Raw genomic sequence first — 18,268 nt, 5'->3', positions numbered from 1 at the left:
CAGCGGGGGCTCAGGCCCCCGCTTGCTAACCTGATAGGTGATACATGGCAGGCGCAAAAGAGATTCGCAGTAAGATTGCGAGCATCAAAAGCACGCAAAAAATTACCAGCGCCATGGAGAAAGTGGCGGTCAGCAAGATGCGCAAGGCACAAATGCGCATGGCTGCTAGCCGTCCTTACGCGGAGCGTATCCGCCAGGTGATCGGTCATCTGGCCAACGCCAACCCGGAATACCGCCACCCGTTCATGATCGAGCGCCCTGTAAAGCGCGCCGGTTATATCGTGGTGAGCAGTGACCGTGGTCTGTGCGGTGGCTTGAACACCAACCTGTTCAAGGCCCTGGTCAAGGACATGAACGAAAACCGCGAACAGGGCGTGGAAATCGACCTGTGCGTGATCGGCAGCAAGGGTGCGACTTTCTTCCGCATCTTTGGCGGTAACGTCGTAGCCGCGATCAGCCACTTGGGCGAAGAGCCATCGATCAACGATCTGATCGGCTCCGTCAAAGTAATGCTGGACGCCTACCTGGACGGCCGTATCGATCGCCTCTCGGTGGTTTCGAACAAGTTCATCAACACCATGACCCAGAAGCCAACGGTCGAGCAATTGGTACCGTTGGTGGCAACCCCGGATCAGGATCTCAAGCATCACTGGGACTACCTGTACGAACCCGACGCAAAAGAGCTGCTGGACGGCTTGATGGTGCGTTACGTGGAGTCGCAGGTGTACCAGGCGGTGGTCGAGAACAACGCTGCTGAACAAGCGGCCCGGATGATCGCCATGAAGAACGCCACAGACAACGCCGGTGATTTGATCAAAGAGCTTCAGTTGATCTACAACAAGGCGCGTCAGGCTGCGATCACCCAGGAGATCTCGGAAATCGTCGGCGGCGCTGCCGCGGTTTAACGGTTCAAATATTCAGAGGATCCAGCTATGAGTAGCGGACGTATCGTTCAAATCATCGGCGCCGTCATCGACGTGGAATTCCCACGTGACGTCGTGCCGAGTGTTTACAACGCGCTGAAAGTACAAGGCGCGGAAACCACCCTGGAAGTTCAGCAGCAGCTGGGCGACGGCGTGGTTCGTACCATTGCGATGGGCTCGACCGAAGGCCTGAAGCGCGGTCTGGAAGTCGTTGACTCCGGCGCTGCCATTTCCGTTCCTGTTGGTAAGGCCACCCTGGGCCGTATCATGGACGTACTGGGCAACCCGATCGACGAGGCCGGCCCGATCGGCGAAGAAGAGCGTCGCGGTATCCACCAGCCAGCGCCTTCGTTCGCTGACCAGGCAGGCGGCAACGACCTGCTGGAAACCGGCATCAAGGTTATCGACCTGGTTTGCCCGTTCGCCAAGGGTGGTAAGGTTGGTCTGTTCGGTGGTGCCGGTGTCGGCAAGACCGTAAACATGATGGAACTGATCCGTAACATCGCCATGGAACACAGCGGTTACTCCGTGTTCGCTGGTGTGGGTGAGCGTACTCGTGAGGGTAACGACTTCTACCACGAGATGAAGGACTCCAACGTTCTCGACAAGGTAGCGCTGGTCTACGGTCAGATGAACGAGCCACCAGGAAACCGTCTGCGCGTAGCGCTGACCGGCCTGACCATGGCCGAGAAATTCCGTGACGAAGGTAACGACGTTCTGCTGTTCGTCGACAACATCTATCGTTACACCCTGGCCGGTACCGAAGTATCCGCACTGCTGGGCCGTATGCCTTCGGCAGTAGGTTACCAGCCGACCCTGGCTGAAGAGATGGGCGTTCTGCAAGAGCGTATCACCTCCACCAAGGAAGGTTCGATCACCTCCGTTCAGGCCGTATACGTACCTGCGGACGACTTGACCGACCCGTCGCCAGCGACCACCTTCGCCCACTTGGACGCCACCGTCGTTCTGTCCCGTGACATCGCCTCCCTGGGTATCTACCCAGCCGTCGACCCACTGGACTCGACTTCGCGCCAGCTGGACCCGAACGTGATCGGCAACGAGCACTACGAGACCGCTCGTGGCGTTCAGTATGTTCTGCAGCGCTACAAAGAGCTGAAGGACATCATCGCGATCCTGGGTATGGACGAACTGTCCGAAGCCGACAAGCAACTGGTAGCCCGCGCTCGTAAGATCCAGCGCTTCCTGTCGCAGCCGTTCTTCGTGGCCGAAGTCTTCACCGGTTCGCCAGGCAAGTACGTTTCCCTGAAAGACACCATCGCTGGCTTCAGCGGCATCCTCAAAGGTGACTACGACCACCTGCCAGAACAAGCGTTCTACATGGTCGGCAGCATCGACGAAGCGATCGAGAAAGCCAAGAAACTGTAATTCCTGCGCCCCGCAAGGGGCGCTATCAGGTTGAGGCAAGCAGATGGCTATGACAGTCCATTGCGATATCGTCAGCGCGGAAGGAGAGATCTTCTCCGGCCTGGTCGAGATGGTAGTTGCGCACGGTAACCTAGGTGATCTTGGTATCGCTCCGGGTCACGCGCCGCTGATCACCAATCTCAAGCCTGGTCCGATCACGCTGACCAAGCAGGGTGGCGCCCAAGAGGTGTTCTACATCTCTGGTGGTTTCCTCGAGGTTCAGCCGAACATGGTCAAGGTGCTTGCCGATACCGTGCAACGTGCTGCAGACCTGGATGAAGCTCAGGCTCAGGAAGCCCTCAAGGCTGCCGAGAACGCCCTGAATCTGAAAGGCGCGGACTTCGACTACGGCGCCGCCGCCGCACGTCTGGCCGAGGCCGCAGCTCAGCTGCGTACCGTCCAGCAAATGCGCAGAGGCAAGTAATCGGCCCTCGGCTGATAACTTCTGTAGCGATTGAGTAAAAGGGTAGCCTCGGCTACCCTTTTTCTTTTTCTGATTTCTCCCCCCGGTCATTTCACTGACCACCCAGGATTGGTAGCCAGTAATGTCACTCGATATCGTTATTCTCGCCGCCGGCCAAGGCACCCGCATGCGCTCGGCGCTGCCAAAGGTGCTGCACCCGGTAGCCGGCAACTCCATGCTCGGCCATGTTATCCACAGCGCGCGCCAGCTGCAGCCGCAAGGTATTCATGTGGTCATTGGCCATGGTGCCGAGCTGGTTCGCGAGCGCCTGGCCGCCGACGACCTGAACTTCGTCATGCAGGACAAGCAGCTGGGTACCGGCCATGCGGTTGCTCAGGCACTACCGGCCTTGACCGCCGAAACCGTGCTGGTGCTGTACGGTGATGTGCCGTTGATCGAAGTGGAAACCCTGCAGCGTCTGCTGGCCAAGGCCAACGAGCAGCAACTGGGCCTGCTCACGGTGACCCTCGACGACCCGACCGGCTATGGCCGCATCGTGCGTGACGAGCAGGGCAAGGTGACCGCCATCGTTGAGCACAAGGACGCCAACGATGCGCAGAAAGCGATCAAGGAAGGCAACACCGGTATTCTGGCCCTGCCAGCCGCGCGCCTGGCCGACTGGATGGGCCGCCTGTCGAACAACAACGCTCAGGGCGAGTATTACCTGACCGACGTCATCGCCATGGCTGTGGCCGATGGCCTGGTGGTGGCTACCGAACAGCCGCACGACCCGATGGAAGTGCAGGGCGCCAACGACCGTCGCCAGCTGTCCGAGCTGGAGCGCCACTACCAGTTGCGCGAAGGCCGTCGCCTGATGGCCCAGGGTGTGACCCTGCGCGACCCGGCGCGCTTCGATGTCCGCGGTGAAGTGACCGTTGGCCGTGATGTGCTGATCGACATCAACGTGATTCTCGAAGGCAAGGTGGTCATCGAGGACGATGTGCAGATAGGCCCTAACTGCGTGATCAAGAACACCACCCTGCGCAAAGGCGCAGTGGTCAAGGCCAACAGCCACCTCGAAGGCGCCGTGATGGGCGAGGGCAGCGATGCCGGCCCGTTCGCCCGCCTGCGCCCGGGCAGTGTGCTGGATGCCAAGGCCCATGTGGGTAACTTCGTCGAACTGAAAAACGCCCACCTCGGGGAAGGCGCCAAGGCGGGTCACCTCACCTACCTGGGCGATGCCGAAATCGGTGCACGCAGTAACATCGGCGCCGGCACCATTACCTGCAACTACGATGGCGCCAACAAGTTCAAGACCGTGATGGGCGAGGACGTGTTCATCGGCTCGAACAACTCGTTGGTAGCGCCTGTGGAAATCAAGGCTGGTGCGACCACTGCTGCCGGTTCGACCATCACCCAGACCGTGGAGGAAGGCGACCTGGCGGTGGCTCGTGCGCGTCAGCGCAACATCTCGGGTTGGAAGCGGCCGGAGAAGATCAAGAAGAGCTGAGTTATACACAGCTGTTTCGATCGAAAGCCGACTTATGTGAATAAGTCGGCTTTTTATTTTGCGGCATATCGCACCCTCTGTAGGAGCGGCCTTGTGTCGCGATGGGCTGCAAAGCAGCCCCGGCAATTTCTGTTTTGCCTCGAAAACCTGGGGCCGCGCTGCGGCCCATCGCGACACAAGGCCGCTCCTACAAAAGCCGCGCCAGTGCAGAGAGAATCTATCCACAGGGCAGCGATAACTTGACGAATCGCTCATCTTAGGTTTTGATTGCCACCATTATCTTTCGAATCGAAACTTAAGCGCTCATGTCGAAACGAAACACCCCGCAGCGGCGGCACAACATCCTGGCTTTGCTCAGCGAGCAGGGCGAGGTGAGTGTGGACGCGTTGGCCAAGCGTTTCGCTACCTCGGAAGTCACCATCCGCAAGGACCTCGCTGCCCTCGAAACCAACGGCCTGTTGCTACGGCGCTACGGTGGCGCGGTCCCGGTGCCACAAGAGCTGCTCGGTGAACCTGCCCAGCCGGTGTCTTCCTATAAAAAGGCCATCGCCCGCGCCGCCGTGGCACGTATCCGCGAACATGCGCGCATCATCATCGACAGCGGCAGCACCACGGCAGCCATGATTCCCGAACTGGGGCGCCATCCTGGCCTGGTGGTGATGACCAATTCGATGAACGTGGCCCGCGCCATCTGCGACCTCGAACACGAGCCGGTGCTGCTGATGACCGGTGGCACCTGGGACCCGCATTCGGAGTCATTCCAGGGCCAGGTGGCCGAGCAGGTGTTGCGCTCCTACGATTTCGACCAACTGTTCATCGGCGCCGACGGCATCGACCTCGGCCGCGGTACCACCACCTTCAACGAACTTCTCGGGCTGAGCCGGGTCATGGCCGAAGTCGCCCGTGAAGTGATCGTGATGGTCGAATCGGACAAGGTAGGGCGCAAGATCCCCAACCTCGAGCTGCCCTGGGGCAGCGTGCACACCCTTATTACTGACGAACGCCTGCCCGCAGCGGCACGCGAACAAATTCAAGCCCGCGGCATCAACCTGATCTGCGCCGCGATCAGCCAGGAGCAATAAACCATGTGTGGAATCGTTGGTGCCGTCGCCGAACGCAACATCACAGCCATCCTGATCGAAGGCCTCAAGCGTCTTGAGTACCGCGGGTACGACAGCGCCGGCCTGGCCGTCCTCACCCAGAACGGTGAACTGCAGCGCCGTCGCCGTATCGGCAAGGTCAGTGAACTGGAAGCCGCTGTTGCCGCCGAGCCACTGGCCGGCCAGCTGGGCATCGCCCACACTCGCTGGGCCACCCACGGTGCGCCGACCGAGGGCAACGCCCACCCGCACTTCTCGGGCAATGAAGTAGCCGTGGTGCACAACGGCATCATCGAGAACCACGAAGAACTGCGCGAAGAGCTGAAGGGCCTTGGCTATGTCTTCACTTCGCAGACCGATACCGAAGTCATCGTCCACCTGATCCACCACACCCTGAAGAGCATTCCGGACTTGACCGATGCCCTGAAGGCTGCGGTGAAGCGCTTGCATGGTGCTTACGGCCTGGCGCTGATCAGTGCCAAGCAGCCTGACCGCCTGGTAGCCGCACGCAGTGGCAGCCCGCTGGTCATCGGCCTGGGCCTGGGCGAGAACTTCCTGGCGTCCGACCAACTGGCCCTGCGCCAGGTCACCGACCGCTTCATGTACCTGGAAGAAGGCGACATTGCTGAAATCCGCCGTGACCAGGTCTCCATCTGGGACCAGGATGGCCACAAGGTCCAGCGCGAAACCGTGCAGTACCACGAAGGTGCCGAAGCTGCCGACAAAGGCACCTACCGCCACTTCATGCTCAAAGAAATCCACGAGCAGCCAAGCGTGGTGCAGCGCACCCTGGAAGGTCGCCTGGGCAAGGACAACGTGATGGTCCAGGCCTTCGGCCCGCAGGCTGCCGAACTGTTCGCCAAGGTGCGCAACGTGCAGATCGTTGCCTGCGGTACCAGCTACCACGCCGGCATGGTCGCCCGTTACTGGCTGGAAAGCCTGGCCGGGATCCCGTGCCAGGTCGAAGTGGCCAGCGAGTTCCGTTACCGCAAGGTGGTAGTGCAGCCGGACACCCTGTTCGTCTCCATCTCGCAGTCTGGCGAAACCGCCGACACCCTGGCCGCACTGCGCAACGCCAAAGAGCTGGGCTTCCTCGGCAGCCTGGCGATCTGCAACGTCGGTATCAGCTCGCTGGTGCGTGAGTCGGACCTGACCCTGCTGACTCTGGCTGGCCCGGAAATCGGCGTGGCCTCGACCAAAGCCTTCACCACCCAACTGGTTTCGCTGATGCTGCTGACCCTGGCTCTGGGCCAGGTGCGCGGTACCCTGGAAGCCGGCGTCGAAGCCGAGCTGGTTGAAGAACTGCGCCGCCTGCCGGCCCGCCTGGGCGAAGCCCTGGCCATGGACGCCACCGTCGAGAAGATCGCCGAACTGTTCGCCGACAAGCACCACACCCTGTTCCTCGGCCGTGGTGCGCAGTACCCGGTGGCGATGGAAGGTGCGCTCAAGCTCAAGGAAATCTCCTACATCCACGCCGAAGCCTACCCGGCAGGCGAGTTGAAGCACGGCCCGCTGGCTCTGGTGGACAGCGACATGCCAGTGGTAACCGTTGCGCCGAACAACGAACTGCTGGAGAAGCTGAAGTCCAACCTGCAGGAAGTACGCGCCCGTGGTGGCGAGCTGGTAGTGTTTGCCGACGAGCAGGCCGGCATGACCAATGGCGAAGGTACCCACGTGATCAAGGTGCCGCACATCGCCGACGCCCTGGCGCCGATCCTGTACACCATCCCGCTGCAGTTGCTGTCGTACTACGTCGCCGTGCTCAAGGGCACCGACGTGGACCAGCCGCGTAACCTGGCCAAGTCGGTTACGGTCGAGTAAGCCAGAAGCCAGGGGCGCTTTGCGCCCCATCGCGACACAAGGCCGCTCCTACAGGAGAACGCAATTTCCTGTAGGAGCGGCCTTGTGTCGCGATGGGCTGCAAAGCAGCCCCCCGGCTATCTCACATCAAATCTGCATCGCCATCCCGTCCACATTCATCGCTGCCTGGCGCAAGGCCTCGGAGCGGGTCGGGTGGGGGTGGCAGGTGAGGGCGATGTCTTCCGCCGAGGCCGAGAACTCCATGGCCACGCAGAACTCACCGATCATCTCGCTGACACTTGGGCCTACCAGGTGCACACCCAGTACTTCGTCGGTCTCGGCATCGGCGATGACCTTGGCGAAGCCTTCGGTCTCGTGGTTGATCTTGGCCCGGCTGTTGGCCGTGAACGGGAACTTGCCCACTTTATAGGCACGCCCTTCGGCCTTGAGCTGCTCTTCGGTCTTGCCCACGGTGGCCAGCTCCGGGCGGGTGTAGATAACGCCAGGGATAAGGTTGTAGTTGACCTCGTGGGGCTTGCCGGCGATGCGTTCGATGCAGGCCACCGCTTCGTCTTCGGCTTTGTGCGCCAGCATCGGGCCGGAGGTGACGTCGCCAATCACCCAGATACCCGGCACGGAAGTGCGGTGGTGGTCGTTGCCGAGCATGCCGCGCTTGTCGGTTTCCAGGCCCACGCTTTCCAGGTTCAGCCCTTTGGTATAGGGGCGGCGGCCAATGGCGACCAGTACGTAGTCGGCCTGCAGCGTTTCTGCGGTGCCACCGACGGCCGGCTCCAGGGTCAGGCTCACGGCATCGGCGCTGGCGCTGGCCTGTGTCACCTTGCTGCCCAGCTTGAACACCATGCCTTGCTTGGCCAGGGCCTTCTGCAGGGTCTTGGCGGTTTCTTCGTCGGTGCCCGGGCAGATGCGGTCGAGGTATTCGATGACCGTGACCTGGCTGCCCAGGCGGCGCCATACCGAACCCAGCTCAAGGCCGATCACGCCGGCGCCGATGACGACCAGGTGCTTGGGCACCTGTGGCAGCGACAGCGCGCCGGTCGAGTCGATGATGCGCTGGTTGTCGATGGTCACGCCCGGCAGGGGCGTAGGTTCGGAGCCGGTGGCAATGACAATGTCCTTGGCCTGCAGTGCGGTTTCGCTACCGTCCTCAGCCTTGACCACGACCTTGCCGACGCCGTCCAGGCGGCCCCAGCCCTTGATCCAGTCGACCTTGTTCTTGCGGAAAAGGTACTCGATGCCCTTGGTCAGGCCGGTCACGCTCTCGTCCTTCTGTTTCATCATCTGGGCGAGGTTGAGGGTAGGTTTGACTTCGATACCGAGGTGGGCGAACTCGTCACCACTGGCGGCTTCATACAGCTCGGAAGCATGCAGCAGCGCCTTGGAGGGCATGCAGCCCACGTTCAGGCAGGTGCCGCCCAAGGTCGAGCGGCCTTCCACGCAGGCTACGCTCAGGCCCAGTTGGCCGGCGCGGATGGCTGCGTTGTAGCCGCCAGGGCCACCGCCGATGATCACCACGTCATAGGATTTCATGGGTTCAACTCCAGGATGAAGAAGCGCAAGAGGGGCACAAGGTTAAGCTGAGACGCAAAAATTGTATACAATCTGCTGCGTGGATAAGATCAGTTGGTTCTAGACCATGGTCTCGTTTAGAGGAAACATCCCACGAATGAACTACTCTGATCCGGCGACGTTCGAAATATCAGGCGTCGTGGCCAAATACGGACAGGAGGGTCGTTCATGCTTGCGCAACTTCCACCGGCACTGCAGAGCCTGCATCTGCCGCTGCGGCTGAAACTGTGGGACGGTAACCAGTTCGATCTGGGGCCTAGCCCGCAGGTCACCATCCTGGTCAAGGAGCCACAGCTGATCAGCCAGTTGAGCCACCCGAGCATGGACCAGCTGGGCACGGCATTCGTCGAAGGCAAGCTGGAGCTGGAGGGCGATATTGGTGAAGCCATCCGCGTATGCGATGAGCTGAGCGAAGCGCTACTGACCGATGAGGATGACGCTCCACCGGAGCGCCGGGCCCATGACAAGAGCACCGACGCCGAAGCCATTTCCTACCATTACGATGTTTCCAACGAGTTCTACCAGCTATGGCTGGATCAGGACATGGCCTACTCGTGCGCCTACTTCCGCGAGCCGGACAACACGCTGGATCAGGCACAGCAGGACAAATTCGATCATCTGTGCCGCAAGCTGCGCCTGGATGCAGGAGAGTACCTGCTCGACGTCGGCTGCGGCTGGGGCGGGCTGGCGCGTTTCGCTGCTCGCGAATATGGCGCCAAGGTGTTTGGTATCACCTTGAGCAAGGAGCAACTCAAGCTCGGTCGCGAGCGGGTGAAGGCAGAGGGGTTGGCCGACAAGGTCGACCTGCAGATTCTCGACTACCGCGACCTGCCTCAGGATGGCCGCTTCGACAAGGTTGTCAGCGTTGGCATGTTCGAGCATGTCGGGCATGCCAACCTGGCGCTGTATAGCCAGAAGCTGTTCGGTGCCGTGAGGGAAGGGGGGCTGGTGATGAATCACGGTATCACCGCCAAGCATGTCGATGGCCGCCCGGTCGGGCGTGGCGCTGGCGAGTTCATCGATCGCTACGTCTTCCCCCATGGCGAGCTGCCGCACCTGTCGATGATCAGTGCCAGCATCTGTGAAGCGGGGCTGGAGGTGGTAGACGTGGAAAGCCTGCGTTTGCACTACGCCAAGACCTTGCACCACTGGAGCGAGAACCTGGAGAACCAGCTGCACAAGGCGGCGGCGCTGGTGCCCGAGAAGACTTTGCGCATCTGGCGCCTGTACCTGGCCGGGTGTGCCTATGCCTTCCAGAAAGGCTGGATCAACCTGCATCAGATCCTGGCCGTGAAGCCGTACGCCGATGGGCACCATGACCTGCCTTGGACGCGTGAAGACCTGTATCGCTGAATTGCTACAAAGCACGCAAGCGCGACACCATACCCTGTGGGAGCGGGTTTACCCGCGAATGCGTCGGTACAGCCACTGACGTCTTCGCGGGTAAACCCGCTCCCACAAGGTCCGCGATACCCTGCAACGGGCGCAAGCGCATCAGAGAATCGGCGAAATCAGCCGCGCAATCCGCATCCCCAGTTGCTGCAGCCGATGAGTATCGCGGCTGTCCTCCGCAGTAATTTCCCGTGCCTGTTCAAAGTCATTGTTCAGCATGTTCTCGACCTGGTCAGCGAAGCCGCGGTCGACCGTGAGCAGGGTGATTTCGAAGTTCAGGCGGAACGAGCGGTTGTCCAGGTTGGCACTGCCGATCGCGCTGACATCGTCATCCACCAGCACCACCTTCTGATGCAGGAAGCCCGGTTGGTAGCGGAACATGCGCACACCCGCACGTACCGCTTCGAAGGCGAAAAGGCTGGAGGCGGCATAGACGATGCGATGGTCTGGGCGTGACGGAATCAGCACTCGCACATCGACCCCACGCAGTACCGCCAAACGCAACGCGGCGAACACCGCCTCGTCGGGGATGAAGTACGGGCTGGTGATCCACACGCGCCGGGAGGCTGAATGGATCGCCTCAAGGAAGAACAGCGAGCAGGTTTCCTGTGGGTCGGCCGGGCCGCTGGCCAAGGCTTGGCACAGTACGCCGTTGTCCGGGTAGGCATCCGGCAGAATCAGCGGTGGTAGCTGGCGAGTGGCCCAGTACCAGTCTTCGGCGAACGATTCCTGCAGGCAGGCCAGCACCGGCCCGCTGATCTGCACATGGGTGTCGCGCCAGGGTGAGAGCTGCGGGTGGCCACCGAGGTACTCATCGCCCACGTTGTGCCCGCCGATGAAACCGAGCAAGCCATCCACCACCACGATCTTGCGGTGGTTACGGAAGTTCACCTGGAAGCGGTTGAACCAGCCACGACGGGTTGCGAAGGCATGAATCTGTACACCACCGTCGCGCAGCAACTGGCTGTAGCTTGCCGGCAAGGCATGGCTGCCGACGCGGTCATACAGCACGAACACCCGCACACCCTCGGCGGCTTTGCGCAGCAGCAGTTGCTGCAGCGCTTTGCCAAGGTTGTCGTCATGGATGATGAAGAACTGCACCAACACCACGTCGCGGGCTTTTTCGATGGCGGCGAATATTGCATCGAATGTTGCCTTGCCATCGATCAGCAGCTTCACCTCGTTATTGGCAAGGCAGGGCATGCGCCCGAGCTTGGGCATGGCGCGCAAGGCCGCATAGCTTTCCGACTCGCGGGCGGTAAGGGCTTCTTCTACCCAAGGCCGCCAATTGAGGTTAGCCATGGCCACATGCATTTCCTGGTTGGCCTGGCGCCGGGCCTTGATGTAGGCATAGAACGAGCGCGCACCGAAGATCAGGTAAGGGATCAGGGTGAGGTAGGGGATGAAGAACAACGGCATGGCCCAGGCGATTGCGCCTTGGGCAGTGCGCACGGTGAACAGTGCGTGCAGTGCGGCGACGATACCCAGCAGGTGAACCAGGCCGAGTAGGTAACCGAAGAAGTAGGGGCTGTGGTAGTCCATATGCATCCTGCTTGCCGAGTACACTTGAGTAACAGAACACGTTCCCGGTCCGCCTTGCAACCTGCAGGTGGATTTGGCGTCTAAGGCTCAGCCCGGCCCGCTTGGCCGGCTTTTTTCCAGGAGCGTTCGTCCATGAAGATTCGTCTGCCACTGTTGGCGTTGGCCCTAGGTGTGAGCAGCCCGCTGGTGCATGCTCAGATGCTACAGCCAGGTTTGTGGGAGCTGACCACCAGCAACATGCAGGTCGATGGCAAGCCGTTACCCGACATGGAGTTCATGCTCGGCCAGTTGAAGAACCTGCCGCCAGAGCAGCGCGCGATGATGGAAGGGGTGCTGGCCAAGCAGGGAGTGACTGTTGGGGGTAAGGGGGTGCGCTCTTGCCTGACGCCAGAACAGGTGGCAACCAACGATATCCCTCTGCAGGACCCGAAGTCAGGGTGTACCCAGAAGATCACCGACCGCACCGGCAATGTGTGGAAGTTCCAGTTCAGCTGCCCCAAAGCGCAGGGCAGCGGCCAGGCCACTTTCCTCAGTGACCGGGAATTCACCACCCAGGTCAATGGAACCTTCAACGCCTCGGGTGTACAGCAGCAAGGCAGCATGAACACCCGTGCCGTGTGGTTGGGTAATGACTGCGGCTCGGTCAAACCGCGCAGCTGACATCCCATTGCCACTGGCTGGTCGCGACAGCATCGTGGGCATGCAGGCTCTCTGCATGTTCCACGCGCAGCTTGAAGGCCGTGCTCCATTCCATTTGCCGTAGCGCCTTGTGCAGGCGTCGTGCGGCGTCTTCGCAGAACATCAGGTTCTGGCCGTTGGCCAAGGCAAAGGCTTGTTCGTCTGCGCGCTTCACTGCGGTCTGCACCGCTGTCCCCAGGCTTGCTTCTATGCGGTCGATCAACTCGGTGATTGGCAGAACCTGCTGATTGCTGCGCAGTCTTACCTGGATTTGCGCGCTACTACGTTGGCTATGGGGCGTCGCTACGATGCCTTCGGCGCTGCCAAGCCACTGTAGGACTGCAGATTTGTCGACCTGCTCGGCGCTGAAATGCGCCTGGAACTGCTGCTGAATCAGCTGCCGTGCAAGTGCAGCCGAGCATGGGCAGGTCGAGGAGTAAGGGACGGAAACGGATAGTTCCACGTGGAACATTTCATTTTCGATCCTTGCATCGACTGTGACGGCATAGCTTTTCCAACCCTCCAGCGGGCTGATCAATGCAGGCCTTTTTAGCAGATGCTCGAAGCGCAAACGCAGATAGGCTGCGGCGGAAAGGCCTTCGTGGCTGCTGAGGAAGTCAGCCAGCAGCTGGTGGATGGTGAGCGGCGTCAGGGGCTGGTGCTCCAACGACTCCAGGGCGAGATAAAGCCGTGACATATGGATACCGCGTGAGCTGCCGTCTACCAGGCTAACGCCGGCATCGACAGTGGCAGCTGCTGTGCGCCCCTCGAACTGCACAGGTTGGGCGATCCCGCACATACCCACCCAGTTCAAAGGCAAGGCGTATTCATGGGTTTGTGCGGCTATGTCGGGGAGCTTGAGCTGAGTCATCTGCTATTCCAAACAAAAGGGAGATCAGCGGCCACCACCGATCAAGCTGCAATGCCGGGAGGGGCACCCTTGCACGTGGCGGGTTCATTTGTCCTCCCGGTGGGCATTCGTTCGTCACGAACGGCTTGGCGAAATTGTATTGTTACTTTATAACATTGTGCAATGCATCGTTTCGAATGCGCTCGCCTGAAGAGGTTTCGCCATGTCCAACCGTCTCCCTGTCACCGTGCTGTCCGGCTTCCTTGGCGCCGGCAAAAGCACCTTGCTCAACCATGTGCTGCGTAACCGCAACAACCTGCGGGTTGCGGTCATCGTCAATGACATGAGCGAAATCAACATTGATGCCAGCGAGGTGCAGCGCAATGTAAGCCTCAACCGTGCCGAGGAGAAGCTGGTGGAGATGAGCAATGGCTGCATCTGCTGCACGTTGCGTGAAGACCTGCTCGAGGAGGTGGCGCGGCTGGCCGAAGAAGGGCGTTTCGATTATTTGCTGATCGAGTCCACGGGGATCTCGGAGCCACTGCCGGTGGCCGAGACCTTCACCTTCCGCGACGAACAGGGCCGCAGCCTGTCCGACATGGCGCGTCTGGACACCATGGTCACTGTGGTCGATGGCTTGAACTTCCTGCGTGATTACCAGGCAGCAGACAGCCTGGCCAGCCGTGGCGAAACCCTTGGTGAGGAGGACGAGCGCTCGATCAGTGACTTGCTGATCGAGCAGGTCGAGTTCGCCGATGTACTGTTGCTGAGCAAGATCGACCTGATCAGCCAGCACGAGCGCGAAGAGCTCATGGCCATTCTGCGCAGCCTCAATGCCCGGGCGCAGATCGTGCCCATGGTCATGGGCCAGGTACCGCTGGAACGCATCCTTGACACCGGCCTGTTCGACTTCGACCAGGCCGCCCAGGCACCGGGCTGGCTGCAAGAGTTGCGCGGCGAGCATGTGCCGGAAACCGAAGAGTACGGCATTGCCGCCACCACCTGGCAGGCCCGGCGCCCCCTTCATCCACAGCGCTTTTTCGACTTTATCCACACGCCCTGGAGCAATGGCCGATTGCTGCGTTCCAAAGGTTTTTTCTGGCTGGCGAGCAAATACCAGGAGGCCGGCAGCTGGTCGCAGGCAGGCGGCATGATGCGCCATGGCCTGGCGGGCCGCTGGTGGCGTTTCGTGCCGCGCGAGCAGTGGCCACAGGATGTGGATAACACCGCCGCGATCTTGAGGAACTGGGTTGCCGAGAGCGGTGACTGCCGCCAGGAACTGGTGTTCATCGGGCAGAATATCGACTTCGAAAAATTATCCACAGCACTCGATGCATGCCTTTTGACCGATCAGGAAATGGAATTGGGGCACATGGGCTGGTTGCGCCTGCCCGATCCGTTCGGTCCATGGCATGAGGAGGCGGCAGCATGAACCCTGCACGCAAGCCTGTGGATATTTTCCAGGTATTTGGCGAGACACCGCAGGTGCTGACCGATGTGCTGCAGGATGGCGTGAACCTGGCGGTATGGCGCCGACGCTTGCCGCCACAACTGGAGGACTTTGCCGCGCTGGTGGTCAGCCTCGGCCAGCCCTTGGCAGACCAGCGCGTCATCGATGTGGACGAGCAGCACATGCCGGTATTCACCGAACTCTTGCGCGAAGCGGCCGACTTGCACGGCTATGAGGCATTCGTGGCGGATGTGGCCTGGCTGGTGGCGGCCTATACCTGCCTGGTGGGTGCGCAGCGGGTAGGTTTGCGCCTGCGGGTACTGACAGGCCCGATGTGCCCGCGCTTCCATGTGGATAACGTTCCGCTGCGTCTGCTCACTACCTACGCAGGCCCAGGTAGCGAGTGGTTGAAAGAGGACGCGAGCCCTCGTGGCAACTTACACACAGCAATACTGCCTGTGGATAACGTTCAGCACCTGCAAGCTGGCGATGTGGCTGTGCTCAAAGGTGAGAAGTGGCAGGGCAACGAAGGCGCGGGTCTGGTGCACCGCTCGCCCTCGGGGCAGCTGGGGCGCCTGCTGCTCAGCCTTGACTGGCTGGCCTGACAGCGCATAGTGAGGCATCACCATCGCCCGAAGCCGCCCCATGCTGCAGAACATTCCCACCCACGTGATTGCCGGCCCGCTGGGGGCCGGCAAGACCACCCTGATCCGTCACCTGCTGGCCCAGCGCCCGGCCAACGAGCGCTGGGCGGTGTTGATCAACGAATTCGGCCTGGTAGGCCTGGATGCGGCCTTGCTCAGCCGTGACGAAGACGGCATCGCCATCGGCGAGGTCGCAGGTGGCTGCCTGTGCTGCGTCAATGGCATGCCGTTCCAGGTGGGCCTGGGCCGACTGCTGCGCAAATCCCGCCCTGACCGGCTGTTCATCGAGCCGTCCGGGCTGGGTCATCCCTTGCAGTTGCTCGCTCAGTTGCAAAAAGCCCCTTGGGCTGGAGTGCTGACAATACAGCCATTGCTGATGGTCGTGGACGCGCAGTCGATGGTCCGGAACGAGCAGCTTCCGGAGGATCAACAGCAGGCGTTCGATGCTGCTGAAAGCGTTGTCTTGAACAAATCAGAGGCTGTGGATGGAAGCACTAAGTTGTTGATAACTAATAAATTTCATGGAAAGAAAATCTTCTGGACCGTCCAGGGTAGGTTGCCCTTGTCGGACCTTCCGGCTATAACCAATGGCATTGTCGACAGCTCGGTTGTGGATAACAGGATTGTCGACAATCTTGTAAATCCACCGGCAGCGCTATGGGCAGACCCCAGACAGCCTATCTGTCTTGCCCAGCAGGGGGAGGGAGGTTGGAGCATCGGCTGGCGCTGGCACCCTGGCCAGCAGTTTTATCCACAGCGGCTGCAGGCGTTCTTGCGGGCTTGGCCGTGGCGGCGCGCGAAGGGGGTTATCCACAGCGTGGAGGGCTGGCAATCATTCAATGGCCTGAATGGGGACATGCCCGCCTGGCAGCCAAGCGACTGGCGCAGGGATACGCGTATCGAGCTGATTTTCGACCAGCCGCAATCGCAATCCGCGCTGCAGGCCGGGTTGAGCGAATGTCGTGTCAGCTGATCAGTTGCGCCAGCGGTTGTGCTCCTGGCGCCACTGCTGCATCTCGATGACATTGTCGGTGCGTGGTGGGGTCTTGATCTCGAACGGGTAGGGCGCCAGTTCGATCTGTACGCTGTGGGCGCCGAACTGGGTCACGGTACCGGGGTGGCGCTGCTCGCCCGTGACGGTGAACTCAAAGGCGTAGACGCGCGCCAGGCGCTTGCGGCCGTTGGCGTCACGGACAAAGGCGATACGCTTGAGTGCGACCGCGTCGTCGAGCAGTTCGAGGTCGAGCTTGGCGCAATGCTGTTTGACCCGTTCCAGGGCTTTCTCGCGCAACCCGTGGTTGTGCCACAACCAGGCGCCTGCCGTGGCGACCAGCATCAGGACGAAGAGGTTTTCCAGGGTCAACATTTGCGTATGCTCCAAACAGGTCGATCCAGCTTAACTGCGTCCCTGGCCTGTCGTACAGGTGGCAATCGAGTTCATACTGCGTTGCGCACAATCCCTGAAACAGCTTTGGAAACCTCCCGCATGAAACGTACCCCGCACCTGCTCGCCATCCAGTCCCACGTGGTGTTCGGCCACGCCGGCAACAGCGCCGCGGTGTTTCCCATGCAGCGTATCGGGGTCAATGTGTGGCCGCTCAATACCGTGCAGTTCTCCAATCACACACAGTATGGCCAGTGGGCGGGTGAAGTGCTTGCCCCCGCGCAAATTCCTGCGTTGGTGGAAGGCATTTCCAACATCGGCGAGCTGGGCCATTGCGACGCGGTGCTGTCCGGTTACCTGGGCAGCGCCGAACAAGGTCGGGCGATTCTGGCCGGCGTCGAGCGCATCAAGGCAGTCAACCCAAAGGCTTTGTACCTTTGCGACCCGGTCATGGGGCACCCTGAGAAGGGCTGCATCGTGCCAGCGGAGGTCAGCGAGTTCCTGCTCGACGAGGCGGCTGCCAGGGCTGACATCCTGTGCCCCAACCAGCTGGAACTGGACAGCTTCTGTGGCCGCCGAGCGCAGTCGCTGGAGGACTGCGTGAACATGGCGCGCAGCCTGTTGCAGCGCGGGCCGCAGGTGGTGCTGGTCAAGCACCTGGCGTACCCCGGGCGCGCCGAAGACCAGTTCGAGATGCTGCTGGTGACCACCGAGCAAAGCTGGCACCTGCGCCGCCCGCTGCTGGCGTTCCCGCGGCAGCCGGTAGGGGTGGGTGACCTGACTTCAGGCCTGTTCCTGGCCCGCGTTCTGCTCGGCGACAGCTGGGTGCAGGCGTTCGAATTCACCGCTGCGGCCGTACACGAAGTGCTGCTCGAAACCCAGGCCTGCTCCAGCTATGAACTGCAGCTGGTGCGGGCCCAGGACCGCATTGCGCACCCAAGGGTACGCTTCGAGGCACAGCTGCTGGCGCTTTAAATCGCGTCGGTTTTCAGGTCCTGGTAGCGCTTCTCCAGCTCCTGACGGATCTGTCGGCGCTGCTGGCCCTGCAGGAAGCGGCGCTTTTCTTCACTGCTTTGCGGCTGGCGCGGCGGCACCTGCACCGGGCGACGGTTGTCGTCGACCGCGACCATGGTGAAGAAGCAGCTGTTGGAATGGCGCACCGAGCGCTCGCGGATGTTCTCGGTCACCACCTTGATGCCCACCTCCATCGAGGTGTTGCCGGTGTAATTGACCGACGCCAGGAAGGTCACAAGTTCACCCACGTGCACCGGCTCACGGAAGATCACCTGGTCGACCGACAGGGTGACTACATAGCTGCCGGCATAGCGGCTGGCGCACGCATAGGCCACTTCGTCGAGGTACTTGAGCAGGGTGCCGCCATGTACGTTGCCAGAAAAGTTGGCCATGTCCGGGGTCATCAGGACGGTCATGCTCAGCTGGGCGTTTCCAGGTTCCATAGTGTGCTCACGGTGAGGTTGCGCTGAATCGGGCGAATGGGGGGCATTATCTGCAGACACTTGTGTTCCCCTCTTTTGAATTTGCCTTCCTGGTACGGGACGTTGGCTGACGCTCCATCGTCA

General features: G+C 61.1%; 17 protein-coding genes. 12 read left to right on the top strand and 5 right to left on the bottom strand.

Features of this window, described 5'->3' with window-relative positions; translation table 11 throughout:
* Positions 1 to 44 precede the first annotated feature (44 nt).
* The 6 genes from atpG (at position 45) to glmS (ending at position 7,182) form a co-directional block, all read left to right on the top strand.
* Entirely contained in the window at positions 45 to 905 is an 861-nt protein-coding gene (gene atpG, locus CAG46_RS02965; RefSeq protein ID WP_013974905.1) for a F0F1 ATP synthase subunit gamma, read from the top strand.
* Between the two features lie 27 nt (positions 906 to 932).
* Positions 933 to 2,309: a F0F1 ATP synthase subunit beta gene (atpD, locus tag CAG46_RS02960; protein WP_013974904.1), complete on the top strand. Its 1,377-nt coding sequence runs from the start codon at positions 933 to 935 to the stop codon at positions 2,307 to 2,309.
* 43 nt (positions 2,310 to 2,352) lie between these two features.
* On the top strand, positions 2,353 to 2,772 hold the full coding sequence (locus CAG46_RS02955) for a F0F1 ATP synthase subunit epsilon (RefSeq protein ID WP_003260039.1): 420 nt from the start codon (positions 2,353 to 2,355) through the stop codon (positions 2,770 to 2,772).
* 121 nt (positions 2,773 to 2,893) lie between these two features.
* Positions 2,894 to 4,261 carry a bifunctional UDP-N-acetylglucosamine diphosphorylase/glucosamine-1-phosphate N-acetyltransferase GlmU gene (gene glmU, locus CAG46_RS02950; RefSeq protein WP_085616014.1) on the top strand — a complete coding sequence of 456 codons (1,368 nt, stop codon included), beginning with the start codon at positions 2,894 to 2,896 and terminating at the stop codon, positions 4,259 to 4,261.
* Positions 4,262 to 4,566: 305 nt separating this feature from the next.
* Positions 4,567 to 5,343: a DeoR/GlpR family DNA-binding transcription regulator gene (locus CAG46_RS02945; protein WP_015268400.1), complete on the top strand. Its 777-nt coding sequence runs from the start codon at positions 4,567 to 4,569 to the stop codon at positions 5,341 to 5,343.
* A 3-nt stretch (positions 5,344 to 5,346) separates the two neighbouring features.
* Positions 5,347 to 7,182: a glutamine--fructose-6-phosphate transaminase (isomerizing) gene (glmS, locus tag CAG46_RS02940; RefSeq protein WP_039612377.1), complete on the top strand. Its 1,836-nt coding sequence runs from the start codon at positions 5,347 to 5,349 to the stop codon at positions 7,180 to 7,182.
* A 126-nt stretch (positions 7,183 to 7,308) separates the two neighbouring features.
* Here glmS and lpdA read toward each other — a convergent pair whose 3' ends face one another.
* Entirely contained in the window at positions 7,309 to 8,709 is a 1,401-nt protein-coding gene (gene lpdA / locus CAG46_RS02935) for a dihydrolipoyl dehydrogenase (RefSeq protein ID WP_085616012.1), read from the bottom strand.
* Positions 8,710 to 8,916: 207 nt separating this feature from the next.
* On the opposite strand from lpdA, the gene cfaB reads away from it, so the two are divergent.
* Positions 8,917 to 10,101: a C17 cyclopropane fatty acid synthase CfaB gene (gene cfaB / locus CAG46_RS02930; RefSeq protein ID WP_085616010.1), complete on the top strand. Its 1,185-nt coding sequence runs from the start codon at positions 8,917 to 8,919 to the stop codon at positions 10,099 to 10,101.
* 141 nt (positions 10,102 to 10,242) lie between these two features.
* Here the strand turns inward: cfaB and cls are convergent, their stop codons facing one another.
* The gene (gene cls / locus CAG46_RS02925; RefSeq protein ID WP_085616008.1) at positions 10,243 to 11,682 is read right to left on the bottom strand and encodes a cardiolipin synthase; all 1,440 of its coding nucleotides are present in this window, start codon (positions 11,680 to 11,682) and stop codon (positions 10,243 to 10,245) included.
* A gap of 132 nt (positions 11,683 to 11,814) precedes the next feature.
* Between cls and CAG46_RS02920 the strand changes: the two genes are divergently transcribed.
* Complete coding sequence (locus CAG46_RS02920; protein ID WP_015272374.1) at positions 11,815 to 12,342, top strand: DUF3617 domain-containing protein; 528 nt, start codon at positions 11,815 to 11,817, stop codon at positions 12,340 to 12,342.
* On the opposite strand, the gene folE2 is transcribed toward CAG46_RS02920, so the two are convergent.
* Positions 12,326 to 13,231 carry a GTP cyclohydrolase FolE2 gene (folE2, locus tag CAG46_RS02915; RefSeq protein WP_085616006.1) on the bottom strand — a complete coding sequence of 302 codons (906 nt, stop codon included), beginning with the start codon at positions 13,229 to 13,231 and terminating at the stop codon, positions 12,326 to 12,328. The two genes, CAG46_RS02920 and folE2, sit on opposite strands and share 17 nt — an antisense overlap.
* Positions 13,232 to 13,433: 202 nt before the next feature.
* Between folE2 and zigA the strand changes: the two genes are divergently transcribed.
* From zigA to CAG46_RS02900, 3 genes are read left to right on the top strand one after another with little or no spacing between them, the layout of a single operon-like run.
* A complete protein-coding gene (gene zigA / locus CAG46_RS02910) occupies positions 13,434 to 14,642 on the top strand; it encodes a zinc metallochaperone GTPase ZigA (RefSeq protein ID WP_085616004.1) in 1,209 nt (402 codons plus the stop codon).
* The gene (locus tag CAG46_RS02905; protein ID WP_075046795.1) at positions 14,639 to 15,265 is read left to right on the top strand and encodes a DUF1826 domain-containing protein; all 627 of its coding nucleotides are present in this window, start codon (positions 14,639 to 14,641) and stop codon (positions 15,263 to 15,265) included. Before zigA ends, CAG46_RS02905 begins: the two co-directional genes overlap by 4 nt.
* A gap of 40 nt (positions 15,266 to 15,305) precedes the next feature.
* Complete coding sequence (locus tag CAG46_RS02900) at positions 15,306 to 16,277, top strand: GTP-binding protein (RefSeq protein ID WP_085616002.1); 972 nt, start codon at positions 15,306 to 15,308, stop codon at positions 16,275 to 16,277.
* On the opposite strand, the gene CAG46_RS02895 is transcribed toward CAG46_RS02900, so the two are convergent.
* Positions 16,278 to 16,670, bottom strand: coding sequence for a DUF3301 domain-containing protein (locus CAG46_RS02895; protein ID WP_015272369.1), 393 nt, complete (start codon positions 16,668 to 16,670; stop codon positions 16,278 to 16,280).
* 120 nt (positions 16,671 to 16,790) lie between these two features.
* Here CAG46_RS02895 and pdxY point away from each other — a divergent pair, with 120 nt between their 5' ends.
* Positions 16,791 to 17,663, top strand: a complete 873-nt coding sequence (pdxY, locus tag CAG46_RS02890; protein WP_085616000.1) for a pyridoxal kinase PdxY — start codon at positions 16,791 to 16,793, stop codon at positions 17,661 to 17,663.
* On the opposite strand, the gene CAG46_RS02885 is transcribed toward pdxY, so the two are convergent.
* Positions 17,660 to 18,145, bottom strand: coding sequence for an acyl-CoA thioesterase (locus CAG46_RS02885; protein ID WP_003260046.1), 486 nt, complete (start codon positions 18,143 to 18,145; stop codon positions 17,660 to 17,662). The two genes, pdxY and CAG46_RS02885, sit on opposite strands and share 4 nt — an antisense overlap.
* Positions 18,146 to 18,268: the final 123 nt, after the last annotated feature.

The organism is Pseudomonas sp. B23(2017) (assembly GCF_002113725.1).
GTDB classification, from domain to species: Bacteria; Pseudomonadota; Gammaproteobacteria; order Pseudomonadales; family Pseudomonadaceae; genus Aquipseudomonas; species Aquipseudomonas putida_Z.
The sequence above is the reverse complement of the archived record's forward strand: the minus strand, read 5'-3'. Positions and strand labels throughout refer to the sequence as shown.